This window comes from Candidatus Planktophila lacus (genome assembly GCF_002287925.1).
GTDB lineage: Bacteria > Actinomycetota > Actinomycetes > Nanopelagicales > Nanopelagicaceae > Planktophila > Planktophila lacus.
In genome coordinates this window covers 1,306,986-1,328,901 of sequence record NZ_CP016769.1, presented here as the reverse complement: position 1 = coordinate 1,328,901, position 21,916 = coordinate 1,306,986, and the positions used below count along the sequence as shown (strand labels likewise).

Sequence of the window (21,916 nt, the reverse complement as noted above, 5' to 3'; positions counted from 1 at the left end):
TAATCTCGCCGCCATGAGCGATGATGAAAGCCAGGACGAGCTCGTAACCGAAGAGATGCTCTGGGATCGAATTCCAGAGGTCCATGGCGCAGATCGTGCAAATACATATTACGAATTAAGTGCGCGAATTTTTGCACGCGGACAGTACGACGAAGCTTTAGCACTTGCCGAAACCGCGCGCGATATCTTCTCTGAACTCGGCGCTGCTGAATCTAGCGAAGGACTTGCGCAGGCTTACTCTGCAATTGGTTATAACTTAAATCAGTTAAAGCGTATGGATGAAGCGGCCACTGCCATGAGCAAAGCTGTGGAAATTTTGCGCGAGAGCAAATCTCCACTCTCATTAGAACTTGCCTGCACATTGGGTGAGTGGTGGTATGCCTCGAAGAACTTTGTAAAAGTTGTCGAGATCATGGATGAATGTGCGCAAGAGCATTTAGTTGATGGAAATCAAATCGGTGCCGCTAATGATCTCCATTTGCTTGGTTGCGCATATCGCGAGCTAAAGCAGTACGACCAGGCAATTACTACCTTTAAAGAAGCTCGTTTGATTTTTAAGACCGAAAAAGAAGTTATTCAAGTTGCACGCTGTGATCAGAAGATCGCATCTTGCTATGTCGAACTCGGCGATGGCGAAAAAGCGATCGAAGCTGCTCGCAAGGCGATCGATGTCTTTGAAACCGGCCATGATCACCGCCGTGAAACCTTTGCGCTCTACGAATACGGAAAAGCCGAAGTTCTACTCGGAAAACTCGATGAAGGTCTGGCGACGTTAGATGGTGTTCTGCAGATTATTTCTGAAGAAGAACCAAAGGATTTCGAACTAATTGTTGATATCGAAACCCGTATGACCAAAGTGCTTCGCGCTCTTGGTCGTATGGCTGAAGCAGATGAAATCGACCGCCGCTTGGTTGCTGTGCGCGAGGCGATGGAAGATGTCCCCGTCTCGGATGATTTAGGCGACTAAATAACTCGTGCCTGATTTATCTCATCTGCGAAATCGCGATGAACTTTTAATCACCATGGTCTGTCTAGGAAATATTTGTCGTTCTCCAATGGCGGCAGCGGTTTTAGCAAATAGAACTTCTACTTGGAGCGCACCGAAAATTCTGGTCGATAGTGCGGGAACTTCAAATTGGCATGTAGGTGAAGGTCCAAATCCACCTTCCAAGAAAACTTGGGAAGCAGCAGGTTACAAGTTCGATCACATCGCGTCGGAAATGACTGCTGCACGAATGGAGAAATCTGATTTGATTTTGGTGATGGATCGCAGCAACCACCGAAATGTTTTGTCGCTTACTGAAAATCAAGAACTGCACGGTAAAGTTCATTTCTTGCGCGACTTTGATTACACAATTGCTGGCGATCGCGAAGTTCCAGATCCTTATTCGCTACCTGATTCGGCATTCGAAGAAGTTCTCGGAATGGTGGAACGTGCGATAGATGGTTTGCTGCAGGAGTTAACGAGGTAGGTGTTGCAGCGCCCAGTGATACATCGCTATCGCGCCAGCAGCTGAAGCGTTCATGGAACGAGTAGATCCATATTGGCGTATCTCATAGAGCACTTCGCAGACTTCAATACCTTCATCTGACATTCCGGCGCCTTCTTGTCCGAATAAAAGCACACATGATTCAGGTAATTGCGCTCCTTCAAGTTGTTTAGAAGTCGGGACGTTATCGATTCCGATAATCGGCAGGTTATTTTCTTTACACCAAGTTGCAAAGTCGGCGATTGTGGGGTGATGAATAACGGTTAGGTATCTATCTGTAACCATTGCGCCACGCTTATTCCAGTCACGCTTTCCAACGATATGTACGGCCGAAACATTAAAGGCATTTGCAGTTCGAACAACTGAACCGATATTTAAGTCATGTTGCCAATTTTCAATAGCGATATGCAGTTTATGGCGCTTAGTATTGAGATCAGCAACAATTGCTTCAACGGACCAATAGCGATAGTGATCTAGAACATTGCGACGATCACCATTCTCAAGCAATTCTGAGTCATATTGAGCACCTGTTGGCCAAGGTTTTTCATGAGGACCAACACCTACAACAGGAAAAAATTCTCCTGGGCCGATCGTGGCAGGTGTATTTATTTCCATGTGCGCACTCTAAACTTAATATGCAAGAAAGGCTAGAAAGGGCTAGAAACTATGGAGACTGTATTTCTGATCGCATATATCGCACATATGTTGGCGATCGCTGGAATTCTTATTCTGCTTCTTATGCAATGGAATAAAAGCCCTCGCAAACTTTCTAAAGGTGTAATGCATTCCGCAGCGACTGCGCTATTGGCAGGTCTTGTGATGGTTGGTACTTATTCATCGGCAAAACCAGATGAGACCTTAGATCACACCAAAGTTGGAATAAAGCTCTTGGTAGTCCTAGCCATTCTGGTACTTAGCTACATAAACGCGAAGAAGAGCGAATTAAAGAAGAGCATCTGGCTAACGTTAATTGGCCTAACAGTTCTCAATATTCTTATCGCCACAGTTGGGTAACACAGCGCTTGTTTAATAGTTTTGTTAGGCGCTCTGCGCTGCTGACCGCAGCGGTATTGGCTATCACTCCTAGCGCTTCTGCATTTGATCCCATCTCAGCAGCCAGCGTTTTCTCGCGTCTAGCGGTAGAGCCAGAGTTAAGTAATCCATCGGTGTCGTTAATTGATGTAAGCACCGGCGAGATCGTCTTTGAATCAAATGCATTTTCACAACGCAAGCCCGCTTCGACAATGAAGATTCTTGCAGCCGCGGCCACCTTAAAACACTTACAGCCTGACCAAGTCTTTACAACTCGAGTTTCACTCGGCACGGTTCCTGATTCAATTGTTATCGATGGCGAGTTTGATCCTTGGATTTCGATGGATCATCGGGTTGCAACAAAGATGAAGCGCACCTCTTTTCCACGGATTGCCTTTAATAGCCTTAGTAAAGTTAAAGAGAGCTCAGGCGGTTCGATAAAGAAGTTAAAGGTTTATTACAACGGTATCTATGCCAACGAAGTTGCAAGTTATAAAGCCTTCTACAAGAAACGTGGAGTTACCGCTGCATTTATCAAGGTAAGCGATGAAAAGGCTACTTCATTAGTTAGCGAAGAGATTTTAACTTCAGAATCACCACAAGTTATAAAGATGCTTGATTGGTTCTTGCTTTGGAGTGATAACCAACTTTCAGAACGCATGGCTAAGATCGCCGCAAAGTATGCTGGCAATGAATTTAACGATGAAGGCGTAGCAGTTACCTTCGCAGAGATTTTGATTTCATTTGGGATAAATCCAGCGCAGATAGTCGTTATTGATGCCAGTGGTTTATCTCGACAGAATAAAATAACTGCACACGTACTTGCACAACTGCTCTACAAAATTCATTCCGATCCAGTTCTTTCAAGGTTGATTGAGAGTCTTCCGGTCGGTGGAGAAAGTGGAACGCTGCGAAATCGCTATATCGAGACGGCTCCGGATGCGGTTGGTTTGGTTAAGGCAAAGACTGGCACGCTTACCGGAACCGTAAGCCTGGCTGGCTATGTGCAATCTGGCGATCGTGAATACGCATTTGTAATCATCGCCGACAAGATTCGTAGAACTAATTCAGCAAGTGATCGTGCACGCAAGACTTTAGATCGTTATCTAGCCAAGATTGCTGCGCCGTTGGCTATTCCTGCACCGGAAAGCGCAACTGTTGTTACTGAGGTGCAAATACTTTAATTGAACCGCCGTAACAAGCCACCCAGGTCTTTGATTCGGTTTGATCGTAAGTAACTCCGATAGGTTCGCTACAAACCTTGACGTTCTGCAAGACTTTCATTGTTTCTGTACTGACGACAGATAAAGTCCCGCTTCTAAAATTGACTACATAAAGCGCTGAGCCATCTGTTGAGATCGCCAAACTACGTGCGGATTTTCCAGTAGCCACGCTCTTAATCGCCTTATTTGTAGCTAAGTCCCAAGCGATAACTTTTCCCGAGATATTCAAAGTTGCATAAAGTTTTGTGTTATCTGGGGAGAGCACAATTGCACGAGGGTTTGATCCAATTGGTATGTAGTTAACTGAGAAATCTTCCAGGTTGATCTGGTGGATTCGGTTTCCACCCATTTCGGCAACATAAGCGAATTTGCTATCGCTGGTGATTGCAATGCCCCGCGGATATCGACCAATTTTTATAGTTTTTACTACCTGTTGAGTTTCTACAGAAATGATTGTGACTGTGTAGGAACACCAATTCGATATAAGAATATATTTATTATCCGGTGAGACTTTAACAACCTTAGGAACTGAACCGACAGGATAGATCGCATCAATTTTCTTAGTTGAAAGTTCTACGCGCGATAGAAAACTTTTATCGTAGTTATCGCTAGGAGAACAAGTGTCGGTTCCTTCTCTGTTAAAGCCTTTGCCATACATCGCATAATTTGTGAAGTAAAGATAATTGCCATCAGGAGAGAAGGCGCCTTCTACAGGTGAGCCTTTATATGTTCCAGAATATTTCGAGTAGCCAAAATCTGAGAGTTTTACCGAATCAGGAATCGTAGCTTCAAGCTCCATCGTCTGCGCGTTATAAAGGGTCACGCTATGGCGATACATCATGTTATGGGCGCTGACTAGCCCGCTATTTGATGCCTCAACCGATTTAGGTGCAATCGCACCGTTAATGGTTTTTACTAAAACGATCTTTTTCGAAGCAGAAAGATCTTGGCTATTCGCCTGGCTAATCGGGCTAGCGATGCCAGTTAGGAGCAGACAAGTAACTGCCAGTGAAATCTTCTTAACTAGTTTGCGAGGCACTCGCTAACTTTACTGGCATTAATGATCGTCACGGTCGTCATCATCTTCGTCATCACCTTCGTCCTCATCTTCGTCCTCATCTTCATCATCGTCATCTCCGCCATTCATATTTGGTGGGGTAGCAATGGCCGGAAGAGTGTTTTTGCCAATTGAAGGAGCTTTTATCGACGGTGATTGCACAGAACTAGATAAATTTGGAGATGTTGATTGTGGCGTTACGGCGCTTAGCGCCGGAGTCGCCATTGTGGCTGATTGCGATGCCTGCACCAATTGAGGCTGCTGAGTATCCCCAGTCCCACCTTGATTTGTTTGGGCTACAACAGCGCCACCGAAAGTCAGAACCAATGCAGTCGCAGCAATAAGTACTGGACGGCTCTTCTTTGCCTTAGGTGCTGGTTGATTTAAACCGCCATCGTTTTCGGCGATCTCGATCCAGTCAGGCTTCTTTGGAGGTGTCATTGGTCATATCCCTATCTTTGATAGCAAGTTTTAGCGTCAATACGCACAATAGGCGTCCTTCCTTAGAGGACCATGAGAACGCGGCACATTAATGCTGAGTAATCTTTGCCTGTGTCCACGAATTCACGCGTAAAACCTTCTGTAAAGGTTCGCGGATTTGTAGACCTCATGAAGTTACGCGTAGTCGAGCTTTTATTGGTTTCAACTCTTCCTTCGATGGTCTTAGCAAATGAAGGTCTGCCTTCACTCACCTTAACCATGGCAACTTTAATTGGTGGAACCCTCGCTGCCGGAAGTGCAAATGCATTTAACATGGTGATCGAATCCGAATCAGATAAGTTAATGAAGCGCACGGCAAAGCGGCCACTTGCAACTGGTGTACTTACAAAAGCCGAAGCGCTAATCTTTGCAACTTTAATTGGCTTGATATCACTTCTAATTTTTGCGGTATATACAAACGCGCTAACAACCGCACTAACTGCAACTGCAATTGTTTTCTACGTTTGGGTTTACACAATTTTGCTAAAGAAGCGCACTCCGCAGAATATTGTTTGGGGCGGGGCAGCAGGATGTATGCCAGCGCTAATCGGTTGGGCTGCTGTTACAAATTCGCTCTCGGTTACCGCGTGGTCTTTTTTCCTAGTTATCTTCTTCTGGACACCGCCTCATTTTTGGGCTTTAGCAATTAAATATAAGGATGACTACGCTGCCGCGCATATTCCAATGCTGCCAGTTGTAGCCAGTAAGACACATCTACTTCGTCAGATGTGGATCTATACAATTGCCATGATTGCTTCGTCAGTAGCGCTAATAATTAATGCAGAGCTACAGAACTGGGCGATGGCGGTTACGGTTGCACTGGGATTAGTTTTCGCCGCTCAACTCCGTGGCTTAAATGAAAAATCAGTAAATTATGAGAAAACTGCAGGAAAAATTTTTCAATGGTCTATTACTTACTTGAGCCTGCTATCTGTTTTGCTTGTTGCGGCTCAACTTTTAAAGGCTTGAGTTAAATCCTTTATCAAATCATCTACATGCTCTAGCCCAACTGACAGGCGAAGCACTGAAGGAGTAATACCCATCTCGGCTTGAACATCTGGCGCTAAACGGCGATGAGTTGTAGAAGATGGGTGGGTAATAAGTGATTTGCTATCGCCTAAATTGTTAGAGATATCAATAATTCGCAGAGCATCCATAAAGGCGAAAGCATCTTTTTGGCTGCCAGCAAATTCGATCCCGATTGTGCTTCCGCCGCCAGTCATTTGCTTCTGAACAGTTACATAATCTGGATGCGACTTTAGCCCAGGGTATTTAACAGATTTAATCTCTTTGCGAGTCTCTAGAAATTCAGCAATCGCATGGGCATTTTCACACATACGTTGAACGCGCATCTCCATAGTTTCTAAAGATTTTAAAAGCACCCAGGCGTTAAAAGGACTTAGTGATGGACCAGTGTGGCGATTAAATGGAATTAAATGTTCGTGAATATAGGAGAAGGAACCAAGAACTGCTCCAGCAAGTACGCGCCCTTGACCGTCAATATGTTTTGTTGCGGAGTACATAACTACATCTGCACCGAGTTCAAGGGGTTTCTGCAAAACCGGAGAAGCCATAACGTTATCAACGATCACAGTGGCGCCAACTTTATGAGCCAGATCGCTAACCATACGGATATCAACTATTTCCATTAAAGGATTACTTGGAGATTCGATAAAGACGACTTTTGTCGGTTTGCTTAACGCTGCAGCCCAAACTGTTGAGTCATTTCCTTTTACAAGCTCTACGGTAACGCCCCACTTGGGCAATATCTCAGTTAACACAACGTGGCAAGAACTAAACATCGCAGCTGATGCGACTACGTGATCTCCAGCTTTAACAAGACAGGCGACAGATGCGAACATGGCGGACATTCCAGAACCTGTTGCAACGCAATATTCTGCGCCTTCAATTGCAGCCAAACGCTTTTCAAACATCTGCACTGTGGGATTATGGAAACGGCTATACAAGTAATGATCTGTCTCATCAGCGAATGCATCAAATGCTTCTTGAGCGGAGGAATATGTAAAGCCACTATTTAAATAAAGGGCCTCAGATGTTTCGCCAAAACCAGAACGAGCAAGACCGGCACGCACTGCTGCAGTTTGAGGGTTGATTTCCCAATCTGGTGCAGGCCGTTGATTGGTTGGTTGGTAACCCCAGATCTCATTACTCACACCGAGAATTCTAAGGTGCAATTGCTATATTGAGTACATGCCTCAATTAGCGATATCCGTTAGCGATTTAAGTAAGAAATATGACTCTGGCTTTGCCGTTTCACATACCAATTTTCAGGTACCAGCCGGAACGATCTGCGGATTTGTTGGCCCAAATGGCGCTGGCAAGACAACGACGATCCGCATGTTGCTCGGACTAATCTCACCTAGCGGTGGCACTGGGCGCATCTTGGGTGAGCCCATTACATCTCCAGAGAAATATCTCTCTCAAGTAGGGGCGATGATCGAAGGCCCTGCTTTCTATCCAGCTCTATCTGGCGCTGAGAATCTAAAAGTTCTAGCAACCCTTGGAGGCTTTCCCCTTGAACGTGTAGATCAATTACTCGCACAAGTAGGGCTCGCTGATCGCGGAAAATCAAAGTACAAAACTTACTCACTTGGTATGAAACAGCGCTTGGGTATCGCAGCTGCACTTCTGCCAAATCCAAAGCTTTTGATTTTAGATGAACCAACTAATGGATTAGATCCTGAAGGAATTCAAGAGATTCGCCAACTTCTTCGTTCGCTGGCAGATGGCGGTACAACAGTATTTGTTTCATCACATTTACTTTCAGAGTTAGAAATCATTAGCGAGTATTTGGTTATGTTGCGAAAGGGAGAAGTAGTTTTTGCAGGCGCAATGCAAGACCTTTTCGATGCGCAGCAACCATTTATGCTGGTTAAGACTGAAAAGTTAAGCGATTTAGAAAAAATTATTTCTCTTGCCGAAGGCGCTGGGCATAAAGCACATATTCGCGATGGAGTTGCACATATTGAAGGACCTGCAGAATGGGCGGGAGTTCTAAATAAGTTGGCGTTTGAGGCCGGAATATTACTTACCCAGCTTTCACCACAACTACCCAACCTAGAAGAGACATTCTTTGAAATGACAGGAGATCAGAAATGATCCGCAGCCTAACGAGAATCTTCTTTGCCGAATGGCGCAAATTACGACGTCCTACCTTGCTACTGGGCACAATGGGAGCAGTTGCATTCTTTAGCGTCTTGGTTTCTTCACTTCTCTTCTTACTTATCGATTCCCCACAAGGCAATGGCGATCGCGGTGTAAGAATTACCCGCGAAATGCTCGCCTTACCAAGTGGTTCTACACAAGCATTTACGAGTATTGGCAACCTGCTCGGAATCATCGCACTCTGTGTATTTGCGGCCCAAACCGCTCAGGAATACTCACTCGGAACGCTGCGCAATCTTTTGGTGCGCCAACCTGGCCGTATCCGCTTATTGATCGGCAAATTGGCATCGATGAAAGCCTTTGCAGTCATTATGACTTTGGTCGGAGCTGTAATTTCAATCGGTCTCTCTTACATTCTCGCCGGAAGTAAAGATGTCAGCACCACGCTTTGGTTCAATAGCGATGGACGTATCGAAATAGCGAAAACACTGCTAAATGTATTCATCTCGATCTTAGGCTTTGGTTGGTAACCCCAGATCTCATTACTCACACCGAGAATTCTAAGGTGCAATTGCTATATTGAGTACATGCCTCAATTAGCGATATCCGTTAGCGATTTAAGTAAGAAATATGACTCTGGCTTTGCCGTTTCACATACCAATTTTCAGGTACCAGCCGGAACGATCTGCGGATTTGTTGGCCCAAATGGCGCTGGCAAGACAACGACGATCCGCATGTTGCTCGGACTAATCTCACCTAGCGGTGGCACTGGGCGCATCTTGGGTGAGCCCATTACATCTCCAGAGAAATATCTCTCTCAAGTAGGGGCGATGATCGAAGGCCCTGCTTTCTATCCAGCTCTATCTGGCGCTGAGAATCTAAAAGTTCTAGCAACCCTTGGAGGCTTTCCCCTTGAACGTGTAGATCAATTACTCGCACAAGTAGGGCTCGCTGATCGCGGAAAATCAAAGTACAAAACTTACTCACTTGGTATGAAACAGCGCTTGGGTATCGCAGCTGCACTTCTGCCAAATCCAAAGCTTTTGATTTTAGATGAACCAACTAATGGATTAGATCCTGAAGGAATTCAAGAGATTCGCCAACTTCTTCGTTCGCTGGCAGATGGCGGTACAACAGTATTTGTTTCATCACATTTACTTTCAGAGTTAGAAATCATTAGCGAGTATTTGGTTATGTTGCGAAAGGGAGAAGTAGTTTTTGCAGGCGCAATGCAAGACCTTTTCGATGCGCAGCAACCATTTATGCTGGTTAAGACTGAAAAGTTAAGCGATTTAGAAAAAATTATTTCTCTTGCCGAAGGCGCTGGGCATAAAGCACATATTCGCGATGGAGTTGCACATATTGAAGGACCTGCAGAATGGGCGGGAGTTCTAAATAAGTTGGCGTTTGAGGCCGGAATATTACTTACCCAGCTTTCACCACAACTACCCAACCTAGAAGAGACATTCTTTGAAATGACAGGAGATCAGAAATGATCCGCAGCCTAACGAGAATCTTCTTTGCCGAATGGCGCAAATTACGACGTCCTACCTTGCTACTGGGCACAATGGGAGCAGTTGCATTCTTTAGCGTCTTGGTTTCTTCACTTCTCTTCTTACTTATCGATTCCCCACAAGGCAATGGCGATCGCGGTGTAAGAATTACCCGCGAAATGCTCGCCTTACCAAGTGGTTCTACACAAGCATTTACGAGTATTGGCAACCTGCTCGGAATCATCGCACTCTGTGTATTTGCGGCCCAAACCGCTCAGGAATACTCACTCGGAACGCTGCGCAATCTTTTGGTGCGCCAACCTGGCCGTATCCGCTTATTGATCGGCAAATTGGCATCGATGAAAGCCTTTGCAGTCATTATGACTTTGGTCGGAGCTGTAATTTCAATCGGTCTCTCTTACATTCTCGCCGGAAGTAAAGATGTCAGCACCACGCTTTGGTTCAATAGCGATGGACGTATCGAAATAGCGAAAACACTGCTAAATGTATTCATCTCGATCTTAGGCTTTGGAATCATCGGCATGGTTCTGGGAATTCTCTTCCGCTCACCAATTAGCTCAATTTCACTTGGCGTACTGTGGCTATTGATTGTAGAAAATATTGTGGGCGCAGTTAAATCCAGCACTTTGGAATGGTTGCCCGGAAGTCAGTTGGCAACAGTTGCTGCCGGTGGAACCGAGACAATTAGTTATACCCATGCACTTTCGCTTTCTGGGATTTACGTGGGAATCGCATTGGTTATCGCAACCGTTCTATTCACAAAACGAGATGTAGCCAACTAGCGACACTCACCACCTTTTAACGGAGTTCCACAGGTTGCTCACTTATTCTGGGGGCTTAACACTTGGGGGTTTTGTGTTGCATCGCAGAAAAGCGCTAGCGCTAGCCTTGATTTTTGGGCTCGCGCTACCGATTACTCCTGCCATCGCAGCAACTCCGAAACCAACTCTGGCGCAGATTGAGGCGGCGAAGAAAGCTGAAGCCGCGAAGAAAAAAGCCGCCGATGTAGCCGCGAAGAAATTAGCAGCAGCCAATCAAACTCTTCGAACCTTAACCGCCAAAGCAAATGCAGCACAGGCGTTATATGTAAAGGCAAAGCGTGAACTCGCTGTAGCAACTGCTGCTGCGGTAGCTGCCGCGGAATATGCTCGCGAGACACAAGAGGCAGTTGCACAAGCACATCGTGTAATCGGAAAACTAGCAGCGAATGCATACATTATGGGTGGATCGATGACAGATATCGAACCACTACTTAGCGCTAACGGCCCACAAGATTTAATTGATCAGATTTCAACTTTAGATAAGTTGGGCGTACAGAACACAATGGCGCTTGATCGCTACAAAGCTGCGGAAATTGTGGCGCGCGAGGCAAAGGTAAAGGCCGATGCGGCAAAGGTTGTGCAAGAAACCGCAACTGCAAAAGTTGCGGGGGCTAAAAAAGTTGCAGATGATGCAAAAGCGCTACAACAAAAAGAAGTAGATAAGTTGCAAGCGATTCAGGATAAGTTAGCGCGCGAACTTGCCAGCGCAAAGCGAGTCCGAATTACGCTAGAACAGCAACGCGCACTTGCACTCCTTGAAGAAAGCCTTGCTAATACCGCGGCTAATACTGCGGGCCAGAAAAAGGTTTGGGCAGATACCGGGTTTAAGGGACGTTCAACAATCCGCACAACTGAAGAACAACGCGCAGTTGCGGTCGCTTTCGCAAAGAAGCAAGTTTTAGCGCGCAAGCCATACATTTGGGGTTCAGAAGGACCAAACTCATTTGATTGTTCTGGCTTGGTTTACGCCGCATATAAAGCGGCAGGACTCGGTTGGCCAAATTGGGATCGCCTAAACTCAGCGCTTTATGCGGGATATACCAAACATGTCTCTTTAAATGAACTTGTTCCAGGCGATCTATTGTTCTATTCATATAAAGGAACAATTTCATCGATCCACCACATCACTATTTATGCTGGTAACGGAATGATGTGGGAGGCCAATTCAAAGGGGAAAGGCCTGCTCTACTCGAATATCTACAGCATTAAAGGACTTATGCCATTTGGTGGTCGGGTCTAGAGTTAGCGCATGACCAGCGCGCTCGTTGACCTACGAAACGCTGTCCGACCATTTTTAGAAAACCTAACCGCTGGTGATTGTGCGCTAGTCGCGGTTTCCGGTGGTGCAGATTCACTTGCGCTTGCTTATGCCCTTATTAAAGAAGCGCCAGCTTTAGCAATCACCTTAATTGGCGTAACCGTTGATCATCAATTACAAAGCGGTTCGGCAGATCAAGCTAAAAAAGTACAAAGCACTTTAAAAGATATGGGTTATCAAGAAGTATTAATTGAAAAAGTAGATATTGTCGAAAAATCCGGATTAGAAGCCGATGCGCGCGCTGCACGATATGCCGCTCTTGATTCTGCTGCACATGCATTTGGCGCTTCTCAAATTTTCTTGGGACATACTCGCGATGATCAGGCCGAAACAGTTTTACTCGGGTTAGCGCGCGGTTCTGGCACACGTTCACTTTCCGGAATGGCAGTTGTTAATGGAAAGTACGCACGACCGCTTTTAAGCCTTACTCGTGAACAAACAGTTGCTGCATGCACCGAAGCAGATCTGAAACCCTGGAACGATCCACATAATGAAAATGAAAAGTTCACGCGCGTTAAAGTGCGCAATAAAGTTTTGCCAATTATGGAAACAGAGATCGGCCCAGGAATTGCTGCAGCGCTTTCCCGCAGTGCAGCGATCTTGCGCGATGATGCTGATGCTTTAGATGAGATGGCGCAAGCAGTTATCTCTCGAGTTGACCTCAAAGATCTAGATTGCGCAGCCCTTGCCGAACTTCCCAGAGCGATCCGTTCTCGGATTTTGAGGGCTGCGATCTATGCAGCAGGGGCTCCAGGTGGCTCAATAAGCGCAGATCACCTCGCTGCCGTTGAGGCGCTGGTCACTTCTTGGCACGGACAAGGGGAGGCGAGCCTGCCGGGTGGTGTGAAGGTTGCCCGGATTTCGGGCAGACTTTCGCTCTTGGCCCGTCCAAATTGATCACCTCATAACCACATGAAGGAGTCCTTAAGTGGATCTAGCTGCAGTCGGCACAGATGTAGAACGCGTAATCGTTACCGAAGATCAACTTCGCGAAAAAGTTGCGGAGCTTGCAGCACGCGTTGATGCAGATTACAAAGACCGCGACTTACTTCTTGTAGGAGTTCTTAAAGGTGCAATCATGGCGATGGCAGATCTTACTCGCGCGATGCAACGCCATATTGAAATGGATTGGATGGCAGTTTCTTCCTATGGATCTGGCACAAAGTCCAGCGGCGTTGTTCGTATCTTGAAAGATCTAGATCGCGATATCACTGGCCGCAATATCTTGATCGTTGAAGACATTGTTGATTCTGGTCTCACGCTTTCTTGGCTTCGCGCAAACCTAATGTCACGAGGCGCAGCCAGTGTTGAAATTCTCGCGATTCTGCGTAAACCAGAGGCAGCGAAAGTAGAAGTTGATTGCAAATACGTCGGCTTTGATATTCCTAAAGATTTCGTAGTTGGCTATGGACTTGATTTTGACGAGAAGTATCGCAACCTCTCCTTTATCGGTGTGCTCGCAAAGCACATGTATTCGTAGGGACGGCGCTCTCGCTAATGGAAAAGAAGAAAATTGCTGGCAAGAATTTGCTGAAGAAGAAAAGTTCTACAGCGCCAAAGAGCGATAAGAAGACCCCCAAGAAGGCGCCGACTTCCCGCGCTGGAAAGATTTTTCGCGGTCCACTCTTCTGGATAGTCGCAGCGATCTTGGCCGTCACCATCTTCGGACAAGTTACCGGCGCCGGTAATCGTTATACCCAAATCGATACTTCACGCGCACTCGCTGCAATTTCACAATCCGAAGTTGAATCTGCGGTCTTGGTTGATCGATCACAAAAGATTCGTTTGATCCTAAAGCCAGGTGTATTAATCAAAGGCGATAGCAAAGTCGAAGCTTCATATATTGCCCGCCAAGAGCCAACGCTTATCGATGCTTTAAGCGCGAACTCTCCTGTAAAAGGCTGGACCGTTGAAGTTCCATCACAATCGCTATTTCTTTCTTTTCTATTCTCAATATTCCCAATTCTCTTAATTGGCTTCCTGTTCTTCTTCTTGATGAGCCGCGCGCAAGGTGGAAATCGCGTCTTCTCATTTGGAAAATCTCGCGCCAAATTACAAGATAACGATGTTCCACAAAATACCTTCGCCGATGTAGCTGGCGCTGATGAAGCGATCGCTGAACTAGAAGAGATAAAAGACTTTCTCGCTAACCCACCTAAGTACGCACTCCTTGGCGCGAAGATTCCTAAAGGCGTCCTTCTCTACGGCCCTCCCGGAACCGGTAAGACACTTCTTGCTCGCGCAGTAGCAGGAGAAGCGCAAGTTCCTTTCTATTCAATCTCTGGTTCAGATTTTGTTGAAATGTTCGTTGGTGTTGGTGCAGCGCGAGTTCGCGATTTATTTGCGCAGGCAAAGACCAATGCACCCGCAATTGTCTTCGTAGATGAAATTGATGCAGTTGGTCGCCAGCGCGGCGCCGGTATGGGTGGCGGTCACGACGAACGCGAACAAACTCTTAACCAACTTCTTGTCGAGATGGATGGATTTGAAACTGGTGGTCAAGTTATCTTGATCGCAGCAACTAACCGCCCAGATGTACTTGATCCTGCGCTATTGCGTCCAGGTCGTTTCGATCGCCAGATCGCAGTTGATCGCCCAGATCTAAAGGGTCGCGAAGAAATTCTCAAAGTGCATGCCAAGACCAAACCACTTTCAGATGAAGTAGATCTAATTACTTATGCACGTCGTACTCCAGGATTTACTGGTGCAGATCTAGCAAACGTTCTTAACGAAGCTGCGCTTCTTGCCGCACGCGAGGAGAAGAAGGTAATTTCAAATAGCCAGATCGATGAAGCAATTGATCGCGTAATGGCTGGTCCGCAGCGTAAATCAAGGATTATGTCTGATGATGAACGTCGCGTTACCGCTTATCACGAAGCTGGCCACGCACTTGTTGCGCATGCACTTCCACATACTGATCCAGTTCACAAGATTACGATCATGCCGCGCGGTCGCGCACTTGGTTACACAATGGTTCTGCCAGATGATGACAAGTACTCAACAACTCGTAATCAGTTGTTAGATCAACTTGCTTACTCACTCGGAGGACGTGCTGCTGAAGAGTTAATCTTCCATGACCCATCAACTGGCGCATCAAATGATATTGAAAAGGCAACCGCACTAGCCCGCGCTATGGTTACGCAATACGGAATGACCGAAACTATTGGTGCCATCAAGCTCGGCGCAGATGCATCAGAACCATTTATGGGTCGCGATTATGGTCACCAACGTGATTACTCTGAAAACGTTGCGGCAACCGTTGATGCTGAGATCCGTAAATTTATTGAAAATGCGCACCAAGAAGCCTTTGATATCTTGGTTGAAAACCGCGTGACTTTAGATGCGATGGTGCTGCAGCTTCTTGAGAAAGAGACTCTCAATAAAGAAGAAATTGCAAAGATCTTTAAGAAAGTTAACTCTTGGCCACGCCGTCCGGCCTGGACAGGTTCAGCAACGCGTATTCCTTCACAGCAACCACCGGTTGATGTTCCAGAACGTATTGTCATCGAACCAGAATCTGAAAAGAAACCTTCACGAGTTCGCAAGAGCGCAAAGAAAGATTCCGATCAAGAGTGAACGATGTAACTCCGGTTTCAATGGGACCTGAAGATGGGCGCGCTCTGCACCCATACGATGAAGCGCGCGCAACTGCTGCAGTTCGCGAACTTCTTCTAGCTCTCGGTGAAGATCCAGATCGCGAAGGTTTAAAAGAGACTCCAGCGCGCGTTGCCCGCGCCTTTAAAGAGAACTTTGAAGGACTATGGAAGGCGCCAGAAGAGGTATTAACAACTACCTTTGATATCGGCCATGAAGAGTTGGTAATCATTCGCGATATCGAAGTATTTTCACATTGCGAACACCACTTAACTCCATTCCACGGAGTCGCACATGTTGGATATATCCCACGCGGCAAGATCACCGGACTTTCAAAGGTTGCTCGCCTAGTTGATTTATTTGCCCGTCGCCCACAGGTGCAAGAGCGTTTAACAACTCAGATTGCTGATGCGATGGTGAAGATTCTCGATCCGATGGGCGTGATTGTCATTATTGATTGCGAACATTTATGTATGTCGATGCGTGGGGTTCGCAAATCACAAGCGCGCACAACCACAAGCGCGGTACGTGGTGTTCTGCGCGATCCAGCAACACGAGCTGAAGCGATCAGCCTGATCACCAACCGATAACCAACCGATTAACCAATCCATAAATCATGAAGATCATGGGCATTTTAAATGTCACACCTGATTCATTTGCAGATGGCGGCAAGCATGACACTTACGAAAAGGCGGTTGCTCGCGGTTTAGAGATGATCGCCGAAGGCGTAGACATAATCGATATTGGCGGCGAATCAACTCGGCCGGGTGCGGATCGGGTATCCGCCGCAGAAGAACAATCTCGAGTCTTGCCAGTTATAAAAAAACTTTCGCAAACCGGAGTTCCCATAAGTATCGACACAATGCGCGCCGAAACAGCAGCGCTAGCAATTGAAGCAGGTGCAAGCATCGTCAACGATGTAAGTGGCGGGCTTGCTGATGACCTGATGCATGAAAGCGTTGCCGAAATGGGTTGCCCATATGTTTTGATGCATTGGCGCAGTCATTCCAAAGATATGAATTCGCTTGCGACATACGGCGATGTAGTAAGTGAAGTAATTGCAGAAATGCAGTTGCAGATCGATCTAGCGTTAAAGGCTGGAATTGCCCGCAATAACTTGATAATTGATCCAGGCTTAGGTTTTTCTAAAGAGGCCGAACATAACTGGGAGATCTTAAATCGCATAGGTGAATTCACTGAACTTGGATATCCAGTGCTAATTGGAGGATCGCGCAAACGTTTCCTTGGGGGCAGCACTCCTGATGAGCGTGAAGAAGCGACGATAGCGCTCACCAAATCTTTACTTGATAAAAGTATTTGGGCAGTTAGAGTTCATAGCGTGAAACCACATAAAGATTTAGTTGTAAACCATGGCTGATCTAATTCGCATCACTGGAATTAAAGGCTTTGGTTATCACGGAGTCTTTGAGGCAGAACGCGCCAACGGCCAAGATTTCTATGTCGATGTAGAACTGGAAGTTGATCTGACCCGCGCCAGCGTTAGCGATGATGTGAAAGACACAATTAACTACGCGGAAGTCATCGATTTAGTTGTTGAAGAGATCACCACAAATCCAGTTTCACTAATTGAAAAACTGGCCGGTCGTATTGCAGAACGAATCAAGATTACATTTGCTCAAGCAGCACGAGTAACTGTCACTGTTCATAAACCACAAGCGCCAGTTGCGGCTGAAGTAAAAGACATCTCGGTCACCATCTCACGATGAAAGCGGTAATCGCGCTAGGTGCAAATATTGGAGATCCCAAAGCACAGATGGATTTAGCGGTAGCGATGTTGCGCGAGGCCACGGATGTAATCTCTGTTTCTGAGTATTTCTCCACAAAACCCGTCAGCGATATCGAGCAACCTGATTATCTAAATGCGGTCTGTATCGTTGAAAGTGAACTGCCTGCGATGGATTTACTCTCTTTACTTCATGGCATCGAAAAAGCACTTGGCAGACAGCGCCTAGAAAAATGGGGACCACGCACTATTGATTTAGATTTGATTCAATACGGATCACTTTTAAGTTCTGCTGATGAATTAAAGCTGCCGCACCCGCGCGCACATGAGAGGCGTTTCGTACTTGAACCCTGGGTTTCGATTGACCCTGAGGCAATTCTTCTTACCCACGGCAAGATTTCTGAGCTTTTGGTGCAATTGCCGTAAAGCCTTAAACTTATAGTCATCACCGCCCGGTACCTGAAAGGACTGGAGCCAAGATCATGAAGATAGTCACTAGTTCTACCGAACTCGCTTACGGCTGCGCATTTGTTCCGACGATGGGCGCGCTTCATCAAGGCCATGCTTCGCTATTTAAATTAGCGCGTGAAAAATCTGATTTTGTTGTCGCCAGCATCTTTGTAAATCCACTGCAATTTGAAGATCAAGAAGAGTTAACCAAATATCCTAAAACGCCAGATCGGGATATTGATTTAGCTAAAGAATCTGGCGTTACTCATCTCTGGTTACCTACCTACGAAGAGATTTATCCAGCAGGCTTTGCAAAGCGTTCTGCTGGCGCTTTAGGAGATCTCTATGAGGGCGCTTCTCGTTCTGGACACTTTGATGGCGTTGTTACGGTTGTTGCAAGGTTATTTCAATTGGTTAGACCAAAAACTGCGATTTTTGGTGAGAAAGATTTTCAGCAGTTAACACTTATTCGAAAGCTCATCACAGAGCTCAAATCAGATATTGAAATTGTTGCCGCACCAACAATCCGTGAAGCTGATGGACTTGCGATGTCATCTCGCAATGTGCGATTGGATGAAAAAGCGCGCGAGCAAGCACAAGTTCTCTACAGTGCACTAAATGCTGCAGCGGATTCTCCTGATTTATCAGCAGCGCAGGCAGCGTTAACCACTGTGGCAAAATCGGCAGCAGGTTTTACTCTGGATTACGCCGAGATCATCGATGAGAAGGATTTTTCAAAGGCGATAGATGCGACGGCAAATAAGCGTGCGATTATCGCCGGTTGGCTAAATGGGGTGCGTTTGATCGACAATATGGAGATGAAGTTAGGAGCTGTGCGATGAAGTTGTTAGCGCCCGCTCCTGGCTGGACCGCCCAAGCAGATGTCATTGTTGTTGGTTCTGGAATCGCTGGGTTAACTACCGCTCTACAGGCGCGCACTTATGGACTTACGGTTTTGATTGTTACTAAATCAAAGGTCGATGAAGGCTCTACCAAATGGGCGCAAGGCGGTATCGCTGCAGCACTTGGCCCAGGAGATACACCTGATCAACATCTAAAAGATACCTTGGTTGCAGGCGCAGATTTATGCGATGAAGAAGCTGTCCGCGTACTTGTTACCGAGGGACCAGAAGCCGTTCGCAAGCTAATCGAACGCGGTGCAATCTTTGATACTGAAGCAAGCGGTGAAATCTCGTTAACTCGCGAAGGTGGTCATCTACGTAATCGCATCTTGCACGCTGGTGGAGATGCAACAGGTGCTGAAGTTTCACGCGCACTTCTTGCTGCTGTTCATGATGATCCAGAGATTGAAGTTGTTGAACATGCACTTGTATTAGATGCAATTAAAGATGCCAGTGGTTCTGTTTGTGGTGTTACCTTGCACGTAATCGGTGCAGGTAGCCGTGATGGCGTTGGACGCGCACTTGGTAAAGCAGTTGTACTTGCCACTGGTGGCCTCGGACAAGTTTTCGCACAAACCACAAACCCATCAGTCTCAACTGGCGATGGAGTCGCGCTGGCACTTCGCGCTGGTGCAAAAGTTGCTGACGTGGAATTTATCCAATTCCACCCCACAGTTTTATGGCTTGGCGATAATACCCAAGGTCAGCAACCGCTAATTAGCGAAGCGGTTCGTGGTGAAGGCGCTTACCTACTTAACGATGCTGGTGAGCGCTTTATGGTTGCCGAACATGCGTTAGCCGAACTTGCACCACGAGATGTTGTTGCAATCGCATCTATGCGCACCATGAATAAAACCGGTGCACATCACGTCTGGTTAGATGTTCGACACTTAAGTGGTTTTGAAGCGCGCTTTCCAACTATCTACGCATCATGTATTGCAAATGGAATTGATCCCGCAAAAGATTTAATCCCAGTTGCTCCTGCTTCACATTACGCATCAGGTGGAGTTCGCGTTGATTTAAATGGCCGCACCAGCGTTAAAGGCCTCTATGCCTGCGGTGAAACCGCTTGTTCTGGAGTTCACGGAGCCAACCGTTTGGCATCAAATTCTCTGCTTGAAGGTTTGGTTTTTAGCGCACGAATTGCTGCAGATATCGCTGGCAATCTGCCCGAACATAGCGAACCTATTGAGAATAATTCCGAAAGCGTTCTGCTAGACCCAGAAACTCGTCGCGAGCTGCAGCTAAGCATGAGCCGCGGTGCCGGTGTACTTCGTTCTTCCGATTCACTACTGCAAACCAGCGCTGATCTAACTCGTATTCAAGATCGCACGAGTTCGAATCCATGTGTTGAAGCTTGGGAGACCACCAATCTCTTCCAACTTGCGCAAGCGATTCTTAAAGCAGCGTTGATCCGCCAAGAAACCCGCGGTTCGCATTGGCGAGAAGATTTTCCAAACACTGAAAGTAATTGGCGAAAGCGCATTGTCCAGCAACTAGATAATCGCGGCGATTGGACTACTAGCTATCAGGAGGTAGGAAAGTAATGACACTTTCTAAATCTGATTTTGATTTGATTAAAGCAGCTATCGTTGAAGATTTGGCGGGCGGCGAAGATATAACTTCCGTTGCCACCATTGACGAAAAGGCAACTGCGAAAGCTGATTTCACTGCTCGCAAGAGCGGAGTAATCGCTGGAATAGAAGTTGCGGAAGCGGTATTACGTGAAGTCGGGCTTACCGAAATTAAGCGAGTAAAGAACGATGGTGATCAGGTAAGCGCTGGAGATATTTTGCTCAGCGTTTCTGGAAATACCCGGGCAATTTTATTGGCCGAGCGCACCGCACTTAACTTCTTTAGCCAATTAAGCGGAGTAGCAACGCTAACGAGTGCTTGGGTTAAAGAAGTTGCTGGAACTAAGTGCCAGGTTCGCGATACCCGCAAAACAACTCCAGGTATGAGAGTGCTTGAAAAATACGCAGTACGCATGGGTGGCGGTACAAATCATCGTATGAACCTAAGTGATGCAGCGCTTATTAAAGATAATCACATTGCCGCAGCGGGCGGCGTTGTAGAAGCCTTTGCCAAAGTGCGCGCTTTATACCCAGATTCAGAGATTGAAATCGAAGTAGATACGCTCGATCAGTTGCGTGACGTTTTACCGCAAAAGCCTGACTTAGTTCTACTCGACAATATGAGCCCTGCACAATGCACTGAAGCAGTTGCGATCGTAAACGGCGTCTGCAAACTCGAAGCATCAGGTGGAATTTCACTAGAGAACGCACGTGCCTATGCCAAAAGCGGCGTTGATTACATCGCCATCGGAGCCCTTACACATTCAGCGCCAGTTTTTGATATCGGTCTAGATCTGAGAGCGGAGTAGTTATGTTGTTAACAGTTGATGTCGGAAATACCAATACGGTCCTAGGAATCTTTGATGGCGAAGAACTTGTGCGCTCATGGCGCGTAAAGACCGACCCACGCACAACCGCTGATGAGCTCTGGTTGCAGTTCAACGCGCTAGTTGCAGATTACGAAGTTACTGGTCTATCAATCTGTTCGACTGTTCCAGCAACATTGCGCGAACTTCGCACGATGATCGCCTCTTACTTTTCAAAGATTCCAACAACAATTGTTGAACCTGGCACCAAGACCGGCGTTCCGCTGTTGGTTGATAATCCAAAGGAAATTGGCGCAGACCGCATTGTTAATACTTTGGCTGCACATGTTCTCTATGCTGGCCCAGCGATCGTGGTTGATTTCGGAACTTCTACAAATCTCGACGTTGTTTCACCAAAGGGCGAATTTCTTGGTGGCGCACTTGCACCCGGTATTGAAATTTCAGTTGATGCCCTTGCTGCGCGCGCTGCCCAATTGCGCAAAGTTGAGTTGATTCGCCCAAAGAGCGTTATCGGAAAGAACACCGTTGAAGCGCTGCAATCTGGAACTATCTTTGGATTTGCTGGCCAAGTAGATGGTTTGGTCGATCGCATTACTGCCGAATTAGCGCAGAGTTATGACCAAGCACCAACAGTTATTGCAACCGGCGGATTAGCCCCGCTAATTATTGGCGTTGCCGAAACTATTGATGAGCATGAGCCTGATCTCACGCTAATTGGCCTGCGCCTGATCCACGAGCGAAATATCTAATAGGTAGACTCTCGT

25 protein-coding genes are annotated in these 21,916 nt (G+C 46.6%); 21 read left to right on the top strand and 4 right to left on the bottom strand.

What is annotated here, in order from left to right:
- Positions 1-13: 13 nt before the first annotated feature.
- On the top strand, positions 14-967 hold the full coding sequence (locus tag A1s21148_RS06715; RefSeq protein WP_095671643.1) for a tetratricopeptide repeat protein: 954 nt from the start codon (positions 14-16) through the stop codon (positions 965-967).
- Positions 968-974: 7 nt separating this feature from the next.
- Positions 975-1,472: a low molecular weight protein-tyrosine-phosphatase gene (locus tag A1s21148_RS06710; protein WP_095671642.1), complete on the top strand. Its 498-nt coding sequence runs from the start codon at positions 975-977 to the stop codon at positions 1,470-1,472.
- Here the strand turns inward: A1s21148_RS06710 and A1s21148_RS06705 are convergent.
- Positions 1,461-2,105, bottom strand: a complete 645-nt coding sequence (locus A1s21148_RS06705) for a TrmH family RNA methyltransferase (protein ID WP_095671641.1) — start codon at positions 2,103-2,105, stop codon at positions 1,461-1,463. The two genes, A1s21148_RS06710 and A1s21148_RS06705, sit on opposite strands and share 12 nt — an antisense overlap.
- A 51-nt stretch (positions 2,106-2,156) precedes the next feature.
- Here A1s21148_RS06705 and A1s21148_RS06700 point away from each other — a divergent pair, with 51 nt between their 5' ends.
- Together A1s21148_RS06700 and A1s21148_RS06695 are read left to right on the top strand one after the other, a co-directional pair.
- Positions 2,157-2,504: a hypothetical protein gene (locus A1s21148_RS06700; protein WP_095671640.1), complete on the top strand. Its 348-nt coding sequence runs from the start codon at positions 2,157-2,159 to the stop codon at positions 2,502-2,504.
- Between the two features lie 56 nt (positions 2,505-2,560).
- A complete protein-coding gene (locus A1s21148_RS06695; protein WP_223299387.1) occupies positions 2,561-3,706 on the top strand; it encodes a D-alanyl-D-alanine carboxypeptidase in 1,146 nt (381 codons plus the stop codon).
- On the opposite strand, the gene A1s21148_RS06690 is transcribed toward A1s21148_RS06695, so the two are convergent.
- Together A1s21148_RS06690 and A1s21148_RS06685 are read right to left on the bottom strand one after the other, a co-directional pair.
- Positions 3,684-4,784: a YncE family protein gene (locus A1s21148_RS06690; protein ID WP_095671638.1), complete on the bottom strand. Its 1,101-nt coding sequence runs from the start codon at positions 4,782-4,784 to the stop codon at positions 3,684-3,686. The genes A1s21148_RS06695 and A1s21148_RS06690 overlap by 23 nt on opposite strands.
- Positions 4,785-4,802: 18 nt before the next feature.
- Positions 4,803-5,243 (bottom strand): hypothetical protein, encoded by a 441-nt coding sequence (locus A1s21148_RS06685; RefSeq protein ID WP_095671637.1) that lies wholly within the window; start codon positions 5,241-5,243, stop codon positions 4,803-4,805.
- A 111-nt stretch (positions 5,244-5,354) separates the two neighbouring features.
- Here A1s21148_RS06685 and A1s21148_RS06680 point away from each other — a divergent pair, with 111 nt between their 5' ends.
- Positions 5,355-6,251 carry a heme o synthase gene (locus A1s21148_RS06680; RefSeq protein ID WP_223299386.1) on the top strand — a complete coding sequence of 299 codons (897 nt, stop codon included), beginning with the start codon at positions 5,355-5,357 and terminating at the stop codon, positions 6,249-6,251.
- Here A1s21148_RS06680 and metZ read toward each other — a convergent pair.
- The gene (metZ, locus tag A1s21148_RS06675; RefSeq protein ID WP_095671636.1) at positions 6,233-7,456 is read right to left on the bottom strand and encodes an O-succinylhomoserine sulfhydrylase; all 1,224 of its coding nucleotides are present in this window, start codon (positions 7,454-7,456) and stop codon (positions 6,233-6,235) included. The genes A1s21148_RS06680 and metZ overlap by 19 nt on opposite strands.
- A gap of 37 nt (positions 7,457-7,493) precedes the next feature.
- Between metZ and A1s21148_RS06670 the strand changes: the two genes are divergently transcribed.
- From A1s21148_RS06670 to A1s21148_RS06595, 16 genes are all read left to right on the top strand, one after another.
- A complete protein-coding gene (locus A1s21148_RS06670) occupies positions 7,494-8,402 on the top strand; it encodes an ABC transporter ATP-binding protein (protein ID WP_095671634.1) in 909 nt (302 codons plus the stop codon).
- The gene (locus A1s21148_RS06665) at positions 8,399-8,938 is read left to right on the top strand and encodes an ABC transporter permease (RefSeq protein ID WP_095671635.1); all 540 of its coding nucleotides are present in this window, start codon (positions 8,399-8,401) and stop codon (positions 8,936-8,938) included. The genes A1s21148_RS06670 and A1s21148_RS06665 overlap by 4 nt, the downstream gene beginning before the upstream one ends.
- Positions 8,939-8,995: 57 nt before the next feature.
- Complete coding sequence (locus A1s21148_RS06660) at positions 8,996-9,904, top strand: ABC transporter ATP-binding protein (RefSeq protein WP_095671634.1); 909 nt, start codon at positions 8,996-8,998, stop codon at positions 9,902-9,904.
- Positions 9,901-10,704 (top strand): ABC transporter permease, encoded by an 804-nt coding sequence (locus A1s21148_RS06655; protein WP_095671633.1) that lies wholly within the window; start codon positions 9,901-9,903, stop codon positions 10,702-10,704. The genes A1s21148_RS06660 and A1s21148_RS06655 overlap by 4 nt, the downstream gene beginning before the upstream one ends.
- A 73-nt stretch (positions 10,705-10,777) precedes the next feature.
- A complete protein-coding gene (locus A1s21148_RS06650) occupies positions 10,778-11,983 on the top strand; it encodes a C40 family peptidase (RefSeq protein WP_095671632.1) in 1,206 nt (401 codons plus the stop codon).
- A 9-nt stretch (positions 11,984-11,992) separates the two neighbouring features.
- A complete protein-coding gene (gene tilS / locus A1s21148_RS06645) occupies positions 11,993-12,958 on the top strand; it encodes a tRNA lysidine(34) synthetase TilS (protein ID WP_095671631.1) in 966 nt (321 codons plus the stop codon).
- 31 nt (positions 12,959-12,989) lie between these two features.
- Positions 12,990-13,541 (top strand): hypoxanthine phosphoribosyltransferase, encoded by a 552-nt coding sequence (gene hpt, locus A1s21148_RS06640; protein WP_095671630.1) that lies wholly within the window; start codon positions 12,990-12,992, stop codon positions 13,539-13,541.
- A 17-nt stretch (positions 13,542-13,558) separates the two neighbouring features.
- Positions 13,559-15,637, top strand: a complete 2,079-nt coding sequence (gene ftsH, locus A1s21148_RS06635; protein WP_095671629.1) for an ATP-dependent zinc metalloprotease FtsH — start codon at positions 13,559-13,561, stop codon at positions 15,635-15,637.
- 20 nt (positions 15,638-15,657) lie between these two features.
- Positions 15,658-16,245 (top strand): GTP cyclohydrolase I FolE, encoded by a 588-nt coding sequence (folE, locus tag A1s21148_RS06630; protein WP_095671864.1) that lies wholly within the window; start codon positions 15,658-15,660, stop codon positions 16,243-16,245.
- A 26-nt stretch (positions 16,246-16,271) separates the two neighbouring features.
- Complete coding sequence (folP, locus tag A1s21148_RS06625) at positions 16,272-17,033, top strand: dihydropteroate synthase (protein ID WP_095671628.1); 762 nt, start codon at positions 16,272-16,274, stop codon at positions 17,031-17,033.
- Complete coding sequence (folB, locus tag A1s21148_RS06620) at positions 17,026-17,382, top strand: dihydroneopterin aldolase (protein ID WP_095671627.1); 357 nt, start codon at positions 17,026-17,028, stop codon at positions 17,380-17,382. The genes folP and folB overlap by 8 nt, the downstream gene beginning before the upstream one ends.
- Positions 17,379-17,825, top strand: a complete 447-nt coding sequence (folK, locus tag A1s21148_RS06615; RefSeq protein ID WP_095671626.1) for a 2-amino-4-hydroxy-6-hydroxymethyldihydropteridine diphosphokinase — start codon at positions 17,379-17,381, stop codon at positions 17,823-17,825. Before folB ends, folK begins: the two co-directional genes overlap by 4 nt.
- Positions 17,826-17,881: 56 nt before the next feature.
- Positions 17,882-18,691: a pantoate--beta-alanine ligase gene (gene panC, locus A1s21148_RS06610; protein WP_095671625.1), complete on the top strand. Its 810-nt coding sequence runs from the start codon at positions 17,882-17,884 to the stop codon at positions 18,689-18,691.
- On the top strand, positions 18,688-20,298 hold the full coding sequence (locus A1s21148_RS06605) for an L-aspartate oxidase (protein ID WP_095671624.1): 1,611 nt from the start codon (positions 18,688-18,690) through the stop codon (positions 20,296-20,298). Before panC ends, A1s21148_RS06605 begins: the two co-directional genes overlap by 4 nt.
- Positions 20,298-21,134, top strand: a complete 837-nt coding sequence (gene nadC / locus A1s21148_RS06600) for a carboxylating nicotinate-nucleotide diphosphorylase (RefSeq protein ID WP_095671623.1) — start codon at positions 20,298-20,300, stop codon at positions 21,132-21,134. The genes A1s21148_RS06605 and nadC overlap by 1 nt, the downstream gene beginning before the upstream one ends.
- 2 nt (positions 21,135-21,136) lie before the next feature.
- The gene (locus A1s21148_RS06595) at positions 21,137-21,901 is read left to right on the top strand and encodes a type III pantothenate kinase (protein ID WP_095671622.1); all 765 of its coding nucleotides are present in this window, start codon (positions 21,137-21,139) and stop codon (positions 21,899-21,901) included.
- Positions 21,902-21,916: the final 15 nt, after the last annotated feature.